Here is an 18346-nt window from a genome sequence, read left to right on the forward strand (position 1 = left end):
ATTGGCACTCGTGATTCTAGATTCGGAAGAGATTCGTCATTGGTGCTTCGGGTTTCGAGTTTTCACCAGCATAGTCTGTGGAATCCGGAAGTGAGAGGAGAACGCATGGACCTGGCAAAGAAGATTCACGATAGGACCGCAAAGGTCGGAGTCATCGGCATCGGCTACGTGGGTCTGCCGCTCAGCATCGAAATCGCCCGCGCCGGCTTCACCACCGTCGGCATCGACGTGGACCAGTCCAAGGTCGCAGCGGTCAGGAAAGGCAAGAGCTTCATCGGCGACGTCAAAGACGCGGACATCGTCGAGGTCAGCAAGAAGTTCACGGCCACGACTGACTTCCGTGTCCTCGCTTCCTGTGACATTGTGAACATCTGCGTGCCGACGCCGTTCACCGCCAGCAAGGACCCGGACGTGACCTACATTGAAGATGCCGGCCGCCAAGTGGCGAAGTACTTCAAACCGGGGCAACTCGTGGTGCTGCGCTCCACCACCTATCCCGAGACAACCGAAAAGGTACTGCAGCCGATTCTCGACGCCCCCGGCAGGAAAGTCGGGCGCGACTACTACCTCTCATTCGTGCCCGAACGCATCGACCCGGGCAATCACAGGTTCAACACCAAGACCACACCGGTCGTTGTCGGCGGAGTGACGAAGACCTGTACCGACCTGAGCGTCGACTTCTACTCCCGGTTTGTCGAACGCGTCGTCCGTGTATCCTCTCCCCGTGCGGCCGAGATGTCCAAGCTGCTCGAAAACATCTTCCGCAGCGTCAACATTGCCCTGGTGAACGAGATGGCAATGATGTGCGACCGGATGGGCAACATCGACATCTGGGAAGTCATCAACGCCGCCTCCTCCAAACCCTTCGGTTACATGCCGTTCTACCCCGGGCCCGGCATCGGCGGTCACTGCATTCTGATTGACCCCTACTATCTCGCCTGGAAAGCCCGCGAGTACGACTTCCACTCCAATTTCATCGAACTCGCGGCCGAGACGAACGAATCGATGCCCTTCTACGTCGCCGACCGAGTCACCGAGGTGCTCGGCATCAACGGTGTCGCCGTTTCCAAAGCGAAGCTGCTGATTCTCGGAGCCGCGTTCAAGGGCAACGTCGAGGATACCCGCCACTCCCCGGCGATGAAAGTGATGGAACTGGTCCAGCACAAAGTGAAGAGCATTGCCTACCACGACCCTTGGGTGTCGGAGATTCACATCAACGGCGGCCGGTCCAAGTCCGTGCCGATGACCGAGAAGGCACTGAAGTCGGCCGACTGCGTAGTGATACTTACCGACCACAAGTGTTTTGACTACAACTTCATCTTCAAGCACAGCCGGCTGATCCTCGACGCCCGCAACGCCATCAAACGCCGCGGCTCGAAGAAGCTCTACACCCTCGGTAACCACCCGGTCAAGAAGTAGCCGAGACCGAGAACCGACGGCTGGTGCGCGGGACAGGGGAATTCATCCCGCATCGCAGACCGAGCTCGCGCCTCACGCCACGCCGCCACCTTGACATCCAAGACGCCGATTGGTACGCTTCGCCCGGAATGGCACTCGGAACCCTGTCCAACCTTGTCGGACGCGAACTTGGTGACGTGTCAGCGGAGTCCCGCGCGAACAGCATACAAGGAAGACAGACGCCCTGCCGACAGGTCTGCCGCTGCCGAGGTCGCGCAGGGATAGTGTGGACGCTGCTGCTGCCCTGCCTCTTGTCGGCAGGCCAGGTGGTCCTCGACTTCTCTCCGGCCGAACAGCAACTGGCGCTGGCGGTCGATACTGGCCGGGTCGCGGAACCACTGGGTATTGATCGGCCGTCCCCGCTGAGATACCTGGTTGCACTCCCGCCCCTGTCCCGGGCAACGAATGTGGTCCTTGCGTTTGAGGGACAGCCCAGCCAGGCCGCCCGGCCACTCTCTATCCGGGCGATCGGTGATTCCACTCCTCCTGTATGTGCGTTTCTGTACCGTGAAAGAGATAGCGCCGGGTGGGCGCTCGTCGAATGCTGGGACGGAACGCCGAAGTCAATTTCGGGCCCCGGCCAGCCGGCAGGCCTGCAGGTTGGCTACGAACCGCTGCCTCGTTCCGGACGCGACCTGCGAAGGAACCGGCTGGGCAACCGTACAGATCCTGAAAGCCCTGCCTTCGCCATCTCCAATCCGGGTGATGCAATAGCGTGGTACAGAACCCCGGACACAAGCTTGTCCCCCCTGTTCGGCGGCGACCCGATACCGCGCGACTTCGACTTCGCCGAACTCGCAGAACTGCCGCTGGGCAGCCAGGTCATCGTCCTGGCCCATTTCGGCGGCTGGGGAAATGTCCCCATCGAGCAGGCGCACGACATCCTGCCGGTTATCGACGGAGTCAGGATGCACCTCAGCGGTGCCGGGATGAAGTCAATACTCGTGCCCTTCTATCGATCGCGAGGTGGGGCCGTCGGCAAACTGCTGACCATCAGCGAGATGTTCGAACTGCATCATAGTGACGCGACCCGGTTGTCCAGAGACCTGGATCTCTTCCTGCTCCGCCATCCGGGGCAACGGGTGATTATGATCGGGCTGTCGAACGGTGCCGCGTTCGCGGACGAGGTAATGGACCGACTGTCAGCGACCGCGCAGGGCCGGGTTTGCGCCATCGAGGTCGGGCCGCCGTTCCTCGGTCCTGCCGATGCCGGCGCGTCCGTTCTTCGCCTCGGCAATCGCGGTCAGGACCCAGTCGTGACCGGAGAGTGGTGGATTCTGATACGAACTTGGGTTGAAGGCCTGTTCCGACGCGCCTCGGCGCGTCCGCCGGCCCCGGAAGACGTGAGGGCCGAAGCCGGTTTCGTTCGGGAGCACGAGTACTCCTGGCCCAGTGTGCGCGAGGAAGTTGTCGGCTTCCTGGAAGCGTGGCTCAGACGTTAACCGCGCGAGTCACGCACCGGGCCAGGGTCTCCGAGCCCACTGCTGCACGAACTCGACCACGGCCGGTAGTGCGCTTCTGACCGGCGCGGAGAGGTCTGCGCCGAAATCAATCCGCTCCGGCTGTACGCCGAGCAACTCGATTGCTGCTCTCGTCTCGAGCGAGAGCATCTCGATGGTCAGGGTCAGGGGCAGCGTGTGTGTAGACATGAGACCATAGGAGAGCTGCTCGATTTCCGGGCGGGTGAACAGGCGGAACTCACCGGGCTCCGCACCAAAGTCGCAGCAGTCCACCACCAGAATTCGACTCGGTTTCCGGTCGGCAATCGGCTGCAGGTAGTTCTCGGGTGTATTGCCGCAGTCGAGCAGAAAGACGCCAACCGGCAGAGGGCGGTCTCCGTCCAGGAGGGATCGAGAGTTTGAGGAATCGAGGATTCGAGTGTCCGGTACCGGACCCCATGAATCCTCGGATCCTGGAATCCTATCCTTCCTGAGTTCGTCACAAACAAGACAGCCGACCGCGTCGTCGCCGCGCAGCCGATTTCCGACCCCGAGTATGACTAGCTGCGAAGCTTCTTCCGCCACTGTTTCGCTTCGCGCACGTAGCTGGAAAGCCACGGCACTTCACCGGTGTGCGGCTCCCAGGCGATGACCTGGTCGAATCTAACCCGGGCGCTGTCGCTCTGCCCCGCCTCGGCGAACGCCTTGCCGCAGACAATCCAGTTCTCGGACAGAGCGTAGCGGCTGCCTGGACAGGCACGCAGCACTTCCTGCTCGACCACCCGCCCGGTCGCCACCGCGTCGGAGAACTTCCGGGCCTTGTATTGCGCGTCGCGCATCATGCGGAGCGCAGTTCGGTTGTAGGGGTATTGGAGAAGCAGGTCCTGACAGGCACGCACCGCGCCGGAGTAGTCTCCATCCTCTTTCAACATGTAGCCGTAAAGGAACCGGGCCGCGGGCTGCAGCAGGCACTCACGGTCGGCGACAGCCTTGACCAGCTGGTACGCTTTCTGTCGCGACCCCAGCAGCCCCATTCCGAACACGTAGCGATCGGCATTCGCCTTGAAGTACTCGATCACGCCGATGCCGAACCGGGCATCAGCCAAAGAAGAGTCGTCGGCCAGGGCCGCCCGCAACTGCGGGGTAACCGCGAAGAGAGTCTTGAGAGCCGGCAGCGTGCGCTGCTGCCAGGCGAGCAGGTTCGCCCGATTGAGCTGCGTGACGCCGATATAGAAGTGCGCCTGGGCATCACGGGAATTGCAGCCAAGGCGTTTCTGGGCCTTGGCCACCGCTTTGTCGCTCAGGGCGTAGAACGAGTCGATGAGCCGCTTGTTGCCCGAGTCGTAGATGAGAAGCTGGGTTATGCTCGCCAACCAGTAGTAGGGAGCGGGATCGGTGGTATCGGACCTGCTCATGGCGCGGACCACGGCCAGGGCCGAATCGTAGTTCTGCTGGTAGCAGAAGTCGCGGGCCCGGATGAGGTCACCGGCCGGCGCGGCCTGCACCAGCGCGAGGAACAGCCCGAGCAACAAGCTACACTTCAGCCACGACATCGATCTCAACCGAGACACCCTTGGGCAGGGCCGCGACCTGGATAGTGGACCGAGCGGGGAATGGCTCGCGAAAATGCCGGGCGTACACCTCGTTGACCTTGCCGAACTGGTTCATATCGGTCAGAAACACGGTGGTCTTCACCGCGCGCTCAAGGCTGGTCCCCGCCGCGGCCAGGACCGCGGCCAGGTTCGCGAAAACGAGCTCGGTCTCTTTGGCGATGTCGCCGGACACCAGGTCGCCGCTGGCCGGGTCAATCGGGATCTGCCCGGAGGTCAAAACCAGGTTCCCGAACCTGACTGCCTGGCTGTATGGCCCGATCGGCTTCGGGGCTTTGTCGGTAAGAATCGCCGTCCTTTTGTCCAACTGGCCTCCTCAATTCGTCATTCGTGATTCGGTCTTCGGACTTTTCCTATGATGCCAGATTGCCCAGGGCTATCGAGTAGAGCTTGGTCTCGGAGGAATCGGCCCGCGACAGCATCACAATCGGCTTCTTTGCACCCACGATGATGCCCGCGCCCTTTGCCCCGCCCAGGTACTGCAACCCCTTGGCCAGAATGTTGCCCGTGGCGAGCGACGGCACAACCAGGATGTCTACGTTCCCCGACACTTCGCTGGCGACGCGCTTGATCTTCGCCGCTTCGGGTGAGAACGCGATATCGAGCGCGAGCGGCCCTTCGACCACCGCCTCGCCGAATTCTCCCTGGTCGCCCATTTTCGTCACTATCGCCCAGTCGAGAGTCTCGGCTATGCCCAGCGTTATCTTCTCCACCGCCGAAAGGAGCGCGACCCGGGGCCGGGCTATTCCCAGCAGCCGCGTTAACTCCACGGCGTTGCGCACGATGTCTATCTTGCGTCGCAGGTCCAACTCGGCATTGATGCCGCCGTCAGTTACGAACAGCACCTTCTTGTAGGTAGCCAGACAGAGCAGGGCGACGTGGCTGAGAATCCGGTCGCCGCGCAACCCGAGTCCCTCATCGAGCACGCCCCGCATGAAAGTCGCGGTATCGATCTGGCCCTTCATCAGGAAACCGCCGTTGCCGGCCACGTCGGAGATGGCCTGCCGGATCGACTCGGCCTGCGAGGCGGTGTTGTGGATCTCGAAATCCCCGGGCGAGAACTTCTGGCTCTCGCAGATGGTGGCGATGCGCTGTTCGTCGCCGTAGAGGATGCCCTGGGCAATGCCGGTTTGCCTGGCGGCATGGAGGGCCTCGATGCTCGCGCAGTCCTCGGCGCAAGCCACCACGCAGCGCCGCGAACCCCTGGCCTTGGCCCGGGCCACCAGGTCATTGAAATCCGCAATCGGTCCGAAATCAGCAGCCATAGTAGAGGCTGAATTCCCAGGGATGGGGCCGGCGAGCCACCGCTTCCACCTCGTCCATCTTGATCTCGACCCACTTGTCAATCGTCTCCTTGGAGAAGATACCGTCCTGGGTCAAGTACCCGTTGTCCCTCTTCAGCTCATCGAGCGCACGCATCAACGAGAAGGGCACCGCCTTCTTGCCCAGGGTCCTGTCTAGAGAATCGAGCCGGCCTTTGAGCGGCGCGCCCGGATCGGTCTTGGACCTGATACCGTCCAGGCCTGCGGCCAGAACCGCAGCCATCGAAAGGTAGGGGTTGGCGGTGGCATCCGGTATCCGGTACTCGATCGCCATCTCAGACGCTGACGACACGTAGCCGGGAATCCGGATGGCAGCGGTCCGGTTGGCAAAAGAGAAAAAGACTATGACCGGGGCCTCGTACCCCGGCACCAGTCGCCGGTAGGAATTGGTGCTCGGGTTGGTCAACGCGCAGAGGCTCGGCGCGTGATTCAGGATGCCGCCGATGTAGTACAGCGCGAGCTGGGAGAGCTTGCCGGCCGCCCTGTCGTCGCCGAACAGCGAAACGCCGTCGCCCTGCTCCCCGCTGCTGCCCTTCCGCAGGTACATGTGGACGTGCATACCCGACCCGGCTTCGCCGAATATCGGCTTCGGCATGAACGTCGCGCTCTTCTCGTGTTTGAACGCCAGGTTCCGCACCAGGTACTTGCCGAGCATGATGCCATCGGCGGCATGCAGCGCCGGTAGATACTCGGGCTCGACCTCGACCTGCGAATACCTGCCTCCCTCGTGATGGTGATACTTCACGGGTACACCGCAGCCGGCCATCATCAGCGAAAGCTCGGAGCGGAAATCGGAACTGCGGTCAAAGGGCGGCGCCACGTGGTACGCCGGCCCCTTGAACAGCGAGAAACCCGAAGGGTCGTCGTGCTTCAGTTCGTCGGTCTCGATCCGGTAGACCGCAGATGACCGGTCAGTCCAGAACTCAGCCTTGTTGAAAAGGTAGAACTCGAACTCCGGCCTGAGCATCAGGTCGTCGGCGCCGGTCTCCTTCTTCAGTGCGGCAACCGCCCGCGCGAGTATTGCCCGCGGGTCCCGCTCGCTGCGAGTAGCGCCGTCGCTCTCGTACATCTCCGAGAAGCAGGAGACCGTCGGTTCCTGTGCGAACGGATCGACAAACGCCGACTCCAGGTCCGGCTTCAGAACCATGTCACCCGCATCCACCGTGCGAAAGCCCGCCACCGACGAACCATCGAACCCGACTCCCTGCCTCGTCGCCTGCTCGAAGCGCTCGATCGGCAGCGTCACATGCCGCAGCCGGCCCGGCAGGTCCGAGTATTTCAGGTCTATGAACTTAACGTCCTTCTCAAGGAGAGCTTTCTCGAAGCGTTTCACGCCTGTAAGCTTGCCACAATCGGCCGCAAAGTCAACCCGACCGGCGCTGCCAAAGCTTCGGGGCGGGCACTGAGGCCCGCCCCGAGTCGTACTATGGGAGCTGCGGCTACTTGGCGCCGGAGGCGGTCATGATCTCAACCGCTCCTCAACTTCCTCCACCTACGCGCCGTCCTCAAGCGTGGTCAGGACGCCCGGGCGGCAAGTGATCTCCTCATACTCCCCGGCTATGCTCGCCTCGATTCTGAGCGTATGACTTCGGTTGCCCGAACCAGGAACCAGCAGCCTGGAACTGTGAACTGGCTAGAGCGGCTCGATGATTACCAGTGGCTGGCCGTATTCGACCGACTCGCCGTCTTCAACCAGGATATCGACTATACTGCACTTCTTCTCCGCCTGTATCTCGTTCATCAGCTTCATCGCCTCAACGATGCAGAGTGTCTGCCCCGGGTCGACTGCATCACCCTTCTTGATGAACGGCGGGGACTCAGGTCTGGACCTGAGGTAGAAAGTGCCCACCATCGGCGACGTCACTTCCTCGGTGTTGGCTGCGGGCTGTGCTGCCGGAGCCGGTTGCGGGGCCGGCACAGGGGCCGCAGGGACGACTGGCTCTGGGACCGGCTGAGCGGCAACGTGGACTGGTTCGGCAGCGGGCTGCGGAGCCGGCACATCGTGCTTCGCTGGTACAGGTGCAGCCTCTCCTGAGCCCCGCCTGATCCTCACCTTCTCATCCTCGTGCTCCCACTCGAAATCGGTCACCGAGTGAGTAGCGACTATCTCGATCAGACCGCGCAGACGACGCACCTGCGGGTCTTCCGGCGCTGCCGCCGGCTTCGCCTGTGCCTGCGCTTGCGCCTGTGCCTGAGCTTGGGCTTGAGCTTTCTTTTCGGGCTCCGGGGCGGTCGGGTTCTTCCGCCACTGGAAGAACTTGAGCGAGACCTCCGGGAAGATGGCGTAGGAGATGAAGTCGGACTCGGCCTGCACCAGGTCCTTGCTCAGCTCCTTGCGCGCCCTGGGCATGCCCGGTTCAAGCGTATCCGCGGGTCTCCCTTTCACAGGCTTCTCGTCGCCGAGTATCTTGAGGGCCACCGCCTCCCGGATCGGGGCAGGCGCCCTTCCATACAGCCCCTTCACGTAGTCCTTGGTCTCACGCGTTACTCGCTTGTACCTCTCCCCTGCGAGCACGTTGTGCACCGCCTGCACACCGACAATCTGGCTGGTCGGGGTCACGAGCGGCGGGAACCCCAGGTCTTCGCGCACACGCGGCACCTCCTCCAGCACTTCGCGCAGCCGGTCCTCGGCCTTCTGCTCCTTGAGCTGGGACAACAGGTTCGAAGCCATTCCGCCCGGAATCTGGTGGATGATGACCATTGAATCCACGACCTTGGGAAGAGCGACGCACTGGCCCGCTGCCAGCTTGCCGAAGTGCCCTTCGACAGCCTCCATCTCAGCCATGTTGAGTCCCGGGTCGCGCGGCGAGCCGGCAAAGGTGGCGACCATGCTCTCGGCTGCCGGCTGCGAGGTCATGAATGCCAGGGGCGCGGCCGCGGTGTCTATCACGTCGACCCCGGCCTCGGCTGCCTTGAGATACGCCGCCACGGCCATACCGCTCGACGCATGACAGTGGAGTTGCACGGGCAGGCCGATAGTCTCCTTGAGCGCCTTGACCAGGTCATAGGCCACTGCCGGCGAGATAATCCCTGCCATGTCCTTGATGCAGATGGAGTCGATACCCATCTCCTGCTGTTCGTGCGCTCGGGCGAGGTAGTACTCAATCGTGTGCACGGGTGAAATGGCGTAGCAGAGGGTCCCTTGCGCGTGCTTCCCGGCCTTCTTCACGTAGTCGATGGCCCGCTCAAGATTGCGCGCGTCATTCAGGGCGTCGAACACGCGATAGACGTCGAGACCCCGCCCCGCCGACTCGACCACGAATTCCTTGAGCACGTCGTCCGGGTAGTTCTTGTACCCGACCACGTTCTGTCCGCGCAGCAGCATCTGCAGCCGGGTGTTTTTCACCCGCTTCCGGATCTCGCTCAGCCGCTCCCACGGATCCTCGTTGAGAAACCGCAGACAGACGTCAAACGTGGCCCCGCCCCACATCTCCAGCGACCAGTACCCGACCTTGTCCAGATGGTCGAGCACGGGCAGCATGTCGGCTGTCTTCATCCGGGTGGCCCACAACGACTGGTGCGCGTCGCGGAGCGTGGTATCTGTAAACTGAATCGGAGGCAACGAAGAAGAACCCGGCCCGTCGGCCGGTACCGGTTTATTGTCTTTCGCCATAAACTCTCACAATCTCCTGACAGATGATTTCCATGGCCATGGCCCTGGAGCCTTTGACGAGGATTGTATCCCCGGGCCTAACGAAGTCAAACACCGCCCCCCGCGCCTGCTCAGCCCTGTCAAACCGCGCTACCTGCTTCAGTCCTGCGGTAGACGCCCCTCTGGCCGTATGCTCGCCCATAGGCCCGACCGCTACCAGTCTACTTACAAATGTCCCCACCTCGCGGCCGAGGTCCTCATGCCGAACCGCCGACGACTCCCCCAGTTCGTGCATATCTCCTAGAAACGCGACACGCCGTTCGACTGGACCGCACTTCTCCAGAATCTTCAGCGCCGCACCGACTGACTGCGGATTTGCATTGTAGCAATCCTCGATGAGCGTGATGTCGCCTAGCTTTTGCACCCGCAGCCGCATCGGCAGGGGTTCGAGCCGGGCTATCGCGTCCGGCATGTCGCCGGGCCACATGCCCATGGCATAGGCGCCGGCGCAGGCAGCCAGGCAGTTGGCAACATTGTGTCTCCCCGGCATGGGCAGTGTGATCTCGTGCTGACCCATCAATCGAAACCGGCTTCCGGCAAGCCCGGCGTCCACAATGTCGGTGGCGAAGACCTCTGACTTCTCTTCCAGCCCGAATGTAACCCGACGAGGCGGAGCATAGGTCGAGCCTATAGCCATCACCATCGGGTCGTCGGCATTGAGGGCGGCTGCCCCCTTTTCGGGCAGAGCTTGAAGCAGTTCGGCTTTCTCCTGCGCCACACCGTGTCGGTCCTTCATGAACTCGAGGTGCGTGTCCCCGATGTTGGTAACCACCCCGACCTCGGGACGGCAGATGCGGGCCAGCCGCGCGGTCCCGCCCAGTTCGTTCATCTCTAGCTCGAAGACTGCCGCCTCGGTCTCCCTGGTCATCCGCAGCACTGTCAGCGGCACGCCGATGTCGTTGTTGAAACTTCCCTGAGGCTTGAGCGTCTTGAACTTGACGGCGAGGATGGCGGCGAGGATCTCCTTCGTCGTCGACTTGCCATTGCTGCCCGTAACCGCGACGACTCGGGCAGACATCCGCTCGCGGTGACGGAAAGCGATTCGACCCAGGGCAGCGGTGGTATTCTCGACGACGATACCGACGCTTCCCTTCGGCACGGCCGTATCCGAGTCAACGACAACCCCGACCGCGCCCTTCGCGACGGCCTGCTCGCAGAACTGGTGACCGTCGAGCCGCTTGCCCCGGATAGCAACGTACAGGTCTCCGGACGTGAGGGTGCGAGTGTCAATCGATACGCCGGTGACCTTCAGATCCCGGCCGTTCACCAGCCGACCTCCGGTTGCTGTCACGAGCTCATTCAACCTTATGGGTTCCATTCCGGCTCCGTTACTCTGTCCCTCGATCCCTCTATCCCTCTCATACCACCAGCATCGCGTCGCCAAACGAATAGAACCTGTACCTCTGCTCGACTGCGTGCCGATACGCCGCCAGAACCGCGTCGCGGCCAGCCAAGGCAGAAACCAGCATCAACAACGTAGACTTGGGTAGATGGAAGTTAGTAAGCAGTGCTCCGACCACCTTCCACTCGTAGCCTGGATAGATGTAGAGGTCGATCTGCCCCTTCCCCGGCTTCACCCGCCACCCGCCATTCACCGCTTTCCTCCTCACCGTCGCTTCGCTCTCCCTCTCCTCCAAGAGGAGAGGGACGGGGTGAGGAGTATTCGACATTCGAGTTTCGTCATTCGGACTTTCCTCGAAGGCCTGCCCTTCGAGGACTCGGACAGTCGTCGTCCCCACGCAGACAATCCTGCGTCCTTCAGAGAGCGCGCGATTTACCTGTCCGGCCGCTGCCTCAGAAAGCTCGAACTCCTCCGGGTGCATCGCGTGCTCCTCGATGTTCTCTGCCTTCACCGGGCGGAATGTCCCGAGCCCGGCGTGCAGCGTGACAAACGCCGTCTCTACACCGGCATGACCCAGCGCGCGGAGCAACTCCGGCGTGAAATGCAGCCCGGCCGTCGGCGCGGCAATCGCCCCGTCTACCTGCGCAAACACCGTCTGGTACCGCGCATAGTCACCGCACTTCTCTTCTATATAGGGCGGCAAGGCCACTTCGCCGCGAGACTGCTGCAGAGTAGAAACATCCGGCGGGTCGAACCTCACCAGACGTATGCCCTCCGGCTTCCGCTCCACGATGGTCGCGTTGTGGGAGCCGAACTGCAGGATTGCGCCCGGCCTCGCCTTGCGGGAAGGGCGGGAGAGAGCTTCCCAGACACCGGGCTCGACCTGTCGCAGCAGCAGCAGTTCCACCGTACCGCCGGTCGGCAGTTTGCCGAACACCCGCGCCGGTATGACCCGGGTGTTGTTCAGAACCAGCAGGTCGCCTTCCCTTAGCCACTGCCCGATGTCGCTGAACATGGCATCGCTCACCTTGCCTGTGCTGCGCTCGAGCACGAGCATCCGCGACGCATCACGCCGCGCCAGCGGCTGCTGGGCGATCAACTCCTTCGGCAGGTCGTAGTCGAAATCAGCTACGAGCATGCGGAGAGAAACCTCACCACAAAGACACCAAGGCACCAAGGGGATTGGAGGGAACCGAATCCCGAAGTAGCCAGCCACGAAAACACGAAGCCGGATGAAACGGATCGCGGCATTCCGGAACCCATCCGTTTCGTGCCTTTCGTGCCTTCGTGGCGCCCACGCCGGTTCCAGACTTCGTGTCTTTGTGTCTTGGTGGTCAGCATCCGATCATCCGAGTTCGCTGCCGGTGATCAACCGATATGCTTCGCGGTAGCGGTCTGACGTACCCTTGACGACTTCTGCCGGCAGGTTCGGCGCGGGCGGGGTCTTGTCCCACTTGATAGAAAGCAGATAGTCGCGCACGAACTGCTTGTCGAAGCTCGGCGGCGACATTCCGACCTTGTACTCCGCGACCGACCAGAACCGCGACGAGTCGGGCGTGAGCGCCTCGTCAATCCACATCAGCTTGCCGTCAAACAGCCCGAATTCGAACTTCGTATCGGCGATGATGATGCCCCGGCCCAGAGCATACTCCGCTGCCCGCCGGTAGATATTGAGGGACACTTCCCCTATTTCCCGAGCCACATCCGCACCTACCAGTGCGGCCGCCTGGTCCTGCGTGATGTTCTCGTCGTGGCCGGTCGTCGCCTTGGTGGATGGCGTGAATATCGCTTCGGGCAGCTTCTCTGCCTGCTTCATTCCCGCCGGCAGCCTGATACCGCAAACCGCCCCGGTCTTCTGGTAGTCGTTCCAGCCACTGCCCGCGAGGTACCCGCGCACCACACACTCCACCGGCAGCGGTTTTGCCCGGCGCACCAGCATCGCCCGGCCGTCAAGCTGCTCGCGAAACGGCGCAAGGGCTCCGGGGAAGCGCGCCGCGTCCGTCTCAACCACGTGATTCGGCACCAGTTTCCCGAACCGTTCGAACCAGAACTTCGAAAGCTGGGTCAGCACCTTTCCTTTGTCCGGAATCGGGTCCGGCAGGACCACGTCGAATGCCGACAGCCGATCGGTGGCGACAATCATGAGGTGCTCGCCGACCTCGAATATGTCCCTGACTTTGCCCTGAGCGACCCGTCCAATACCCGGCAACTCGGCCTGTTTCACTACCACTTGTCTCGCACTCCTTTCACCTCGACCTTTTCCTGCCTACCGGCATGATGTACAACGGTTCCCGCCCTGTCCCGATCAGCTTCTTCACCCGGCCATCCTGGAACGCTCCGATCATCACGGTGCCCAGCCCGAGCGCCTCACACTGCAGATGGACGTTCTCACCGATGTGGCCGGCCTCCATGTACACATAGCGGGGCGCACGCTGTCCGTACGCTCGCGCGGTGCGGCTGAAGTCGGCACCCAGGACCAGCACAGCAGGCGCAGCCGTGATTGAGCTTTGGCCAAGCGCCGCTTCCGCCAGCGACGCCCGTTGGTCTCCGCCCTTCACAAGCGAGAGGAAGTGGCCGTCAAACCCGTAGTGATACAGTCCCGGCTTCAGGCCCTTCACCTTGCCTGCAACCAGGTAGAGCTCCATTGGGTACGTAGCCCCGGCCGAAGGCGCGGTGCGGCCGACCAGGCCGCGGTTCAGCCCCTGGGCTGACCACAGCAACTGCCCGACCTGCGCGACTGAAAGCGATTCGTCGGCGAAAGACCGGACCGAGCGCCGGTGCCAGAGCGCCTGCTCGACCGTGATACGGCCAACCGTATCCGGCGGAGGCAGCTTGACCAGGGAATCAGAGCCGACCGGTTGGACCATGACACCGCACAGCAGCAGCAAACCCAGCATACCTGCCTGCGCCTTCTGCCGGTCTAGCTCTTTGCCGCGCCGGCGGAACGTGCGGCTGCCTTTGCCTTGGCCGCGACTTCCTTCGCCATCCGGTCACGGTAGGCCGCAAGTCCCCTGGCGAGGCCCGGGTCACCCAGGGCCAGGATGGCGACGGCCAGCAGGCCCGCATTCTTCGCCCCGGCCTTGCCCACTGCCATACAGGCCACCGGGATTCCTCCCGGCATCTGCACGGTCGAGAGCAGCGCGTCGAGCCCGTTCATCCCCGCGTCCAGCGGCACGCCGATTACAGGCAAAGTCGTGTGCGCGGCAATCACCCCGGCCAGATGAGCGGCCTTGCCTGCCCCGGCCACAATCACCTTGATGCCTCGTCCGGCCGCGCCGCGTGCGAACGTGCGGCAACGGTCCGGAGTCCGGTGCGCCGAGACTATCAGCACCTCGTGCCCGAGACCAAACTCATCCAGGACCTTCGCGGCTTCGGACATCACCGCCAGGTCCGAATCACTGCCCATCGCTATGGCGACAACTGGCTGGTTTTTCATGGTAGGCTATTCTATGAATTCCGGCTCAGCTTGTAAAGAAACGACCGCCTGCCTATACTTGCTCGTGCGAATAGAACTCATCCACGCCCCGGGCAAAGAGACGGTCGAAGTGCCGGACCGAAACCTGGCCGCAATCCTCAAACCCAACGACTGCTGTCCGTTCCATGACACCAGCGCGGCACTACGGCAGGCAGCCGAGGCCTGCGCCCGGTTCCTCGGCGACGCGCAGCGCATCCTGGTGCTCGTGAACGACTACACGCGTCCCACTCCCAACGCGCCGATTCTCACAGCCCTGGAGCCGACGCTCCGCAACCGCGACGCGAAATACCTCGTCTGCCTCGGCACGCACCGCCCGCCAACCGAACCCGAACTCGCACGCATCTTCGGCCCCGACTTCCTCAACTCATCGCTCATCGCTCATCGCTCATCGCTTCTCTGCCACGACTCCAAAGACAACTCCCGCCTCTTCTTCCTCGGCAAGACCAGCTTCGGCACCGACGTCTGGCTCAACAAAGAGCTTCTCTGGGCCGACAAAGTCATCACCATCAACTCCATCGAACCGCACTACTTCGCGGGCTACACCGGCGGCCGCAAAGGCTTCCTGCCCGGGATTGCCGGGTACGACACCATCACCCAGAACCACAACATGGTCACCCGCGCAGGTTCGACGACGTTCGGACTCAAAGGCAACCCGGTGCATGAAGACATGACCGAAGCCGCCCGGATGCTCCCGCGCCCGGTCTTCTCCATCCAGCTCTCCCAGGACCGGAACCACAACCTACTCTCCATCCGCTGCGGCGACCTGTTCAAGTCATTCGACGAAGCCGCAGCCGACGCGCACACGGTCTTCGCCGTGCCGGTGAAAGAGAAGGCTGACATCGTCCTCAGCGTGCTGGGCCCGCCCTCGAACATCAACTTCTACCAGGCCCAGCGGGCGGTCGAATTCGCCCGGCCCGTGCTCAAAGACCCGTCTGTTCACATCACCGTCTCGGCCTGCTACGACGGCGTCGGCAACGACAGCTTCATCAAGGTCTTCCAAGGCTGCTCCTCCCCCTCCGAGATTCTGCAATCTGCAACCTGCAATCAGCAATCTGAAATCTCCTCTCCCTCCTCCCCTTCCTCCTCGACTTCCGTCACTCATCACTCCTCCCTCCTCTCTCCTCACTCCTCTCTCCTTGGTTGGCACAAATCCGCCCGCCTTGCCCAGATAATGCAGACTGCTGACCTCTACACGGTGATGGGAATAGACGACGCAGTCGTGAAGAGCGTCTTCATGCACCCCTACAAGACCGCGCAGGCCGCGCTCGACGCGGCCTTTGCCAAACTCGGCAAAGACGCCCGCGTCTACATCATCCCCGACGCCGGCGCCGTCGTCCCGGTCCTCTCCTAGCCCGAGTTCCAGCAGACGCATCCGCAGATCACGCAGACGACGCAGATTGTCTGGATTCTAACCGGGCTAGTAGCTTACGGCTTGAAGCTGGTGGCTACCTCTGAATGACGACCTTGGTGACGCTTGGCGCACCACGCTCTGCGCCTGACGCCTGACGCAGGAAGTAGACGCCGGGTGGCAACGCCCGCACATCATTTCCCCCAGAACGTAGGTCCTGCACCCTACGGCCAGTGGCGTCCAGAAGCACGGCTGGCGACAATGGAATTGGATCTTGTTCTGTCGGTACGTGGAGGACACGTCGCACGACGGTCGCCAAGCGTCGCCGCCGAACTTCGTAGCGTGCAGCCTCCTCGACTCCGCCGCCGCTGTCTCGGATGATGGACACGTTGCCGCTACGGTGGTTCAACGCATAGACCTTGTTGCTGACACTGTTCCAAATGAGGTAGGCTGGGGCGCGCCCGACTCGGATTTGGGCGATGTATCCGCCGGATGCACAATCCCAGACGTCGACTGAGTCAGATGCGACTGCCGCGTAGACCTTGTCATTCGTCGCATTGTAGCAGACGTCGCGCACGGGAGAGCTTCTGACCAACTCCATTATCGAATCGGTCTTTGCATCCATCACCCACATCGCTCCAGGATTTGCGCTCAGTGCCAAGTAGAGCCTGTCATGTCTCTGGCTGAAGCAGGCGCCACTCCAGCACGACACGAAGCCGGGCAGGTCAATCGTGCGGACTATTGTATCGGCGGCGCCGTCCACGACTGCGATCTCGCCGTATTGCCCGATGTCGCAATAGACCTTGTTGTAAAGCGGACTGCTGAGGATGTCCCAGCAGCCGCCTCGGGTTCCCGGTACAGTGTCCACAATCGTGTCAGGCCCACAGGCGATTGCCCGGATGGAGTAGTGGGGCGAGTGATCCTCGAAGCCGCAGTACAGCTTGTCTGCCATACCGTGGTATCCTTGCGACTGGAGCGGTCCGGGCAAGACCACTTTTGACCGCACGCTGTCTGTCGCGCAGTCGATAACATGCACACTCGGGTCCGGTCCCGCCGCATTGGAGCAGTAGATCCTATTCTGCACCGGGCTGTACGATATGAACGTCGGCAGCGTGCCGGCCGGGATCCGAGCTACAACCGAGTCGGTGGCACAGTCTATCACCGTCACCCGGCCCTCCAGCTGACTCGGGCAGTAAACCTTGTCCGCGCCCGAGGCATAGCAGAGGGCGTAGGCGCCGTAGCCGGCTCGAATGTTGGCAAGCACCTGGTTGGTCACGCCATCTATCACGGAAACCAGTCCGCTCGGGCCGTGTGTGACGTAGACCTTGTTGCGCGTCGGGTTGAAGCAGGACAGGGCGGGCCGGCTACCAACGGCAACCCTGGTGGTTACGGAGTCGCCCACAATCACTGCCAGATCGTCGCTTCCGTGGTTCACGCTGTAGACCTTGCCCTGCTGTGAATTGGGATAGAGAGCTACAGGAGCGATGCCAGCCGTGAGGACGGCCACGATCCTGTTGTCCTCGCAATCGATGACCACGATGTCCCCGTCATTCTCGCCGGCGCAGTAAAGTCTGTCGTCTGGAGAGTCACACCACAGTGACTTCGCCCCGAAAAGCGAAACTTGCAGTCGATCGACCAGTGCCAGGGTGGTCGCGTCCAGCACGTACACGCTGTCGTACGACCGGGCGCAGTACAGCCGGTTGCGCTGGGAGTTGTAGCTCAATGCGACGATCCCGCTAACCGGAGTCGTGGCCATGATGGTGTCCGAACTGGCATCCACGCTCAGGACCTCATTGCCGCTGCCTATGAAAACCCTGCCCCCGGATGTATCATAGCACATCGCCATCGGGTAGCTCGTTAGCGGGAACCTCGCACAAACTGTGTCGGCCTTGCAGTCCACGGCGGCCACCTCGCTCATGTACTTGCCGCCGCAGTACACGCGGTCGTACTCAGCCGCGCATACCAACATCGAGGCACGGTACACTGTCTGGATGATCCCCGTCACGCTGTCTGATGAACAGTCAACGACTGCTACTGCGGAGTCAACATTCAGCTCCAGGTAGACCTTGTTCCGCGCTCCATTCCAGCAGAGCCCGAAGTTGGGGTCGCACGGCAACTGCACTTCCGCCACGACCGAATCGGACGCTGCGTCAATGACGCTGACTATGCTATCCCAGTAGTTGATCGCGTAGACCTTGTTGTCGATGGAGTCATAGCAGAGAGCGGATATGGCCGATGGTACAGCTATGCGCTTCACCCGTTGGTCCGTCGTGCCATCGATCACCACTACCCAGCAGTCCTGGCCGACTCGCCTAGAACCATACTCGTCGATTCCCCCGCTCACGTAGACCTTGCTGCTCAAAGGGCTGTAGGTTATGCATGACGGATAGGGCAACACTGACAGCGAATCCGGGAGATAGACCGTCTCCTCCAGCCACTGGGCATGGACGGCTGTCACAAGGCAGCCCAACGCAAGCAGCACGAAAGCACACTTCATAGTACCTCCCGAGTGGTCAATTATCGGCCGCTACCGTGGCTTGTCAATGCCAAGTCGAGTTCCGGCGTCCGCCGAACGCGGGCGGGGTCCGGCAGCCAGACCCCGCCCGCAGTTCGCTTCCGGCTCCGGCCGTCAGCCGTCCTAAGGGGCAACCGGCGCGACGACGTTGAAGACGTCGGTCCGGATGGCCTGCAACACGGCCT

At 62.2% G+C, this 18346-nt stretch carries 15 protein-coding genes; 3 read left to right on the forward strand and 12 right to left on the reverse strand.

All coding sequences use genetic code 11. The annotated features are described in order from the left end of the window. Positions 1–105: 105 nt before the first annotated feature. Positions 106–1419 carry a nucleotide sugar dehydrogenase gene (locus FJY68_03080; protein ID MBM3330820.1) on the forward strand — a complete coding sequence of 438 codons (1314 nt, stop codon included), beginning with the start codon at positions 106–108 and terminating at the stop codon, positions 1417–1419. Positions 1420–1547: 128 nt separating this feature from the next. Beyond that, complete coding sequence (locus FJY68_03085) at positions 1548–2900, forward strand: hypothetical protein (protein MBM3330821.1); 1353 nt, start codon at positions 1548–1550, stop codon at positions 2898–2900. A 9-nt stretch (positions 2901–2909) separates the two neighbouring features. Here FJY68_03085 and FJY68_03090 read toward each other — a convergent pair whose 3' ends face one another. From FJY68_03090 to purE, 11 genes are all read right to left on the reverse strand, one after another. Further along, positions 2910–3515, reverse strand: a complete 606-nt coding sequence (locus FJY68_03090) for a hydrogenase 3 maturation endopeptidase HyCI (GenBank protein MBM3330822.1) — start codon at positions 3513–3515, stop codon at positions 2910–2912. Continuing rightward, a complete protein-coding gene (locus tag FJY68_03095; protein ID MBM3330823.1) occupies positions 3458–4426 on the reverse strand; it encodes a hypothetical protein in 969 nt (322 codons plus the stop codon). Before FJY68_03095 ends, FJY68_03090 begins: the two co-directional genes overlap by 58 nt. Positions 4427–4430: 4 nt before the next feature. Then, positions 4431–4814, reverse strand: a complete 384-nt coding sequence (locus tag FJY68_03100) for a RidA family protein (protein ID MBM3330824.1) — start codon at positions 4812–4814, stop codon at positions 4431–4433. A 46-nt stretch (positions 4815–4860) separates the two neighbouring features. Beyond that, the gene (locus FJY68_03105; protein MBM3330825.1) at positions 4861–5772 is read right to left on the reverse strand and encodes a bifunctional enoyl-CoA hydratase/phosphate acetyltransferase; all 912 of its coding nucleotides are present in this window, start codon (positions 5770–5772) and stop codon (positions 4861–4863) included. Further along, positions 5762–7162, reverse strand: a complete 1401-nt coding sequence (gene glnA, locus FJY68_03110; GenBank protein MBM3330826.1) for a type I glutamate--ammonia ligase — start codon at positions 7160–7162, stop codon at positions 5762–5764. Before glnA ends, FJY68_03105 begins: the two co-directional genes overlap by 11 nt. Positions 7163–7462: 300 nt before the next feature. Then, positions 7463–9442, reverse strand: a complete 1980-nt coding sequence (gene accB, locus FJY68_03115; protein MBM3330827.1) for an acetyl-CoA carboxylase biotin carboxyl carrier protein — start codon at positions 9440–9442, stop codon at positions 7463–7465. Continuing rightward, on the reverse strand, positions 9426–10799 hold the full coding sequence (locus tag FJY68_03120; protein ID MBM3330828.1) for a UDP-N-acetylmuramoyl-tripeptide--D-alanyl-D-alanine ligase: 1374 nt from the start codon (positions 10797–10799) through the stop codon (positions 9426–9428). Before FJY68_03120 ends, accB begins: the two co-directional genes overlap by 17 nt. A gap of 40 nt (positions 10800–10839) precedes the next feature. Then, a complete protein-coding gene (gene queA / locus FJY68_03125) occupies positions 10840–11961 on the reverse strand; it encodes a tRNA preQ1(34) S-adenosylmethionine ribosyltransferase-isomerase QueA (protein ID MBM3330829.1) in 1122 nt (373 codons plus the stop codon). Positions 11962–12168: 207 nt separating this feature from the next. Continuing rightward, positions 12169–13053 (reverse strand): phosphoribosylaminoimidazolesuccinocarboxamide synthase, encoded by an 885-nt coding sequence (locus FJY68_03130; protein MBM3330830.1) that lies wholly within the window; start codon positions 13051–13053, stop codon positions 12169–12171. A 16-nt stretch (positions 13054–13069) separates the two neighbouring features. After that, on the reverse strand, positions 13070–13690 hold the full coding sequence (locus tag FJY68_03135) for a SagB/ThcOx family dehydrogenase (GenBank protein MBM3330831.1): 621 nt from the start codon (positions 13688–13690) through the stop codon (positions 13070–13072). 53 nt (positions 13691–13743) lie between these two features. Continuing rightward, the gene (gene purE / locus FJY68_03140; protein MBM3330832.1) at positions 13744–14259 is read right to left on the reverse strand and encodes a 5-(carboxyamino)imidazole ribonucleotide mutase; all 516 of its coding nucleotides are present in this window, start codon (positions 14257–14259) and stop codon (positions 13744–13746) included. Between purE and larA the strand changes: the two genes are divergently transcribed. Beyond that, complete coding sequence (gene larA, locus FJY68_03145) at positions 14234–15649, forward strand: nickel-dependent lactate racemase (protein ID MBM3330833.1); 1416 nt, start codon at positions 14234–14236, stop codon at positions 15647–15649. The two genes, purE and larA, sit on opposite strands and share 26 nt — an antisense overlap. A gap of 94 nt (positions 15650–15743) precedes the next feature. Here the strand turns inward: larA and FJY68_03150 are convergent, their stop codons facing one another. Continuing rightward, on the reverse strand, positions 15744–18143 hold the full coding sequence (locus FJY68_03150) for a hypothetical protein (protein MBM3330834.1): 2400 nt from the start codon (positions 18141–18143) through the stop codon (positions 15744–15746). Between the last annotated feature and the right edge of the window lie 203 nt (positions 18144–18346).

The sequence above is a fragment of the candidate division WOR-3 bacterium genome (genome assembly GCA_016867815.1).
GTDB lineage: Bacteria > Hydrothermota > Tepidihabitantia > Tepidihabitantales > Tepidihabitantaceae > UBA2258.

Excerpts from the sequence above, each read along its gene's own strand:
- FJY68_03080 (MBM3330820.1), top strand. The coding sequence starts at position 106 with ATGGACCTGGCAAAGAAGATTCACGATAGGACCGCAAAGGTCGGAGTC.
- FJY68_03085 (MBM3330821.1), top strand. The coding sequence starts at position 1,548 with ATGGCACTCGGAACCCTGTCCAACCTTGTCGGACGCGAACTTGGTGAC.
- FJY68_03105 (MBM3330825.1), bottom strand. The coding sequence starts at position 5,772 with ATGGCTGCTGATTTCGGACCGATTGCGGATTTCAATGACCTGGTGGCC.
- accB (MBM3330827.1), bottom strand. The coding sequence starts at position 9,442 with ATGGCGAAAGACAATAAACCGGTACCGGCCGACGGGCCGGGTTCTTCT.
- FJY68_03120 (MBM3330828.1), bottom strand. The coding sequence starts at position 10,799 with ATGGAACCCATAAGGTTGAATGAGCTCGTGACAGCAACCGGAGGTCGG.
- queA (MBM3330829.1), bottom strand. The coding sequence starts at position 11,961 with ATGCTCGTAGCTGATTTCGACTACGACCTGCCGAAGGAGTTGATCGCC.
- FJY68_03135 (MBM3330831.1), bottom strand. The coding sequence starts at position 13,690 with ATGGTCCAACCGGTCGGCTCTGATTCCCTGGTCAAGCTGCCTCCGCCG.
- larA (MBM3330833.1), top strand. The coding sequence starts at position 14,234 with ATGGCGACAACTGGCTGGTTTTTCATGGTAGGCTATTCTATGAATTCC.
- purE (MBM3330832.1), bottom strand. The coding sequence starts at position 14,259 with ATGAAAAACCAGCCAGTTGTCGCCATAGCGATGGGCAGTGATTCGGAC.
- FJY68_03150 (MBM3330834.1), bottom strand. The coding sequence starts at position 18,143 with ATGAAGTGTGCTTTCGTGCTGCTTGCGTTGGGCTGCCTTGTGACAGCC.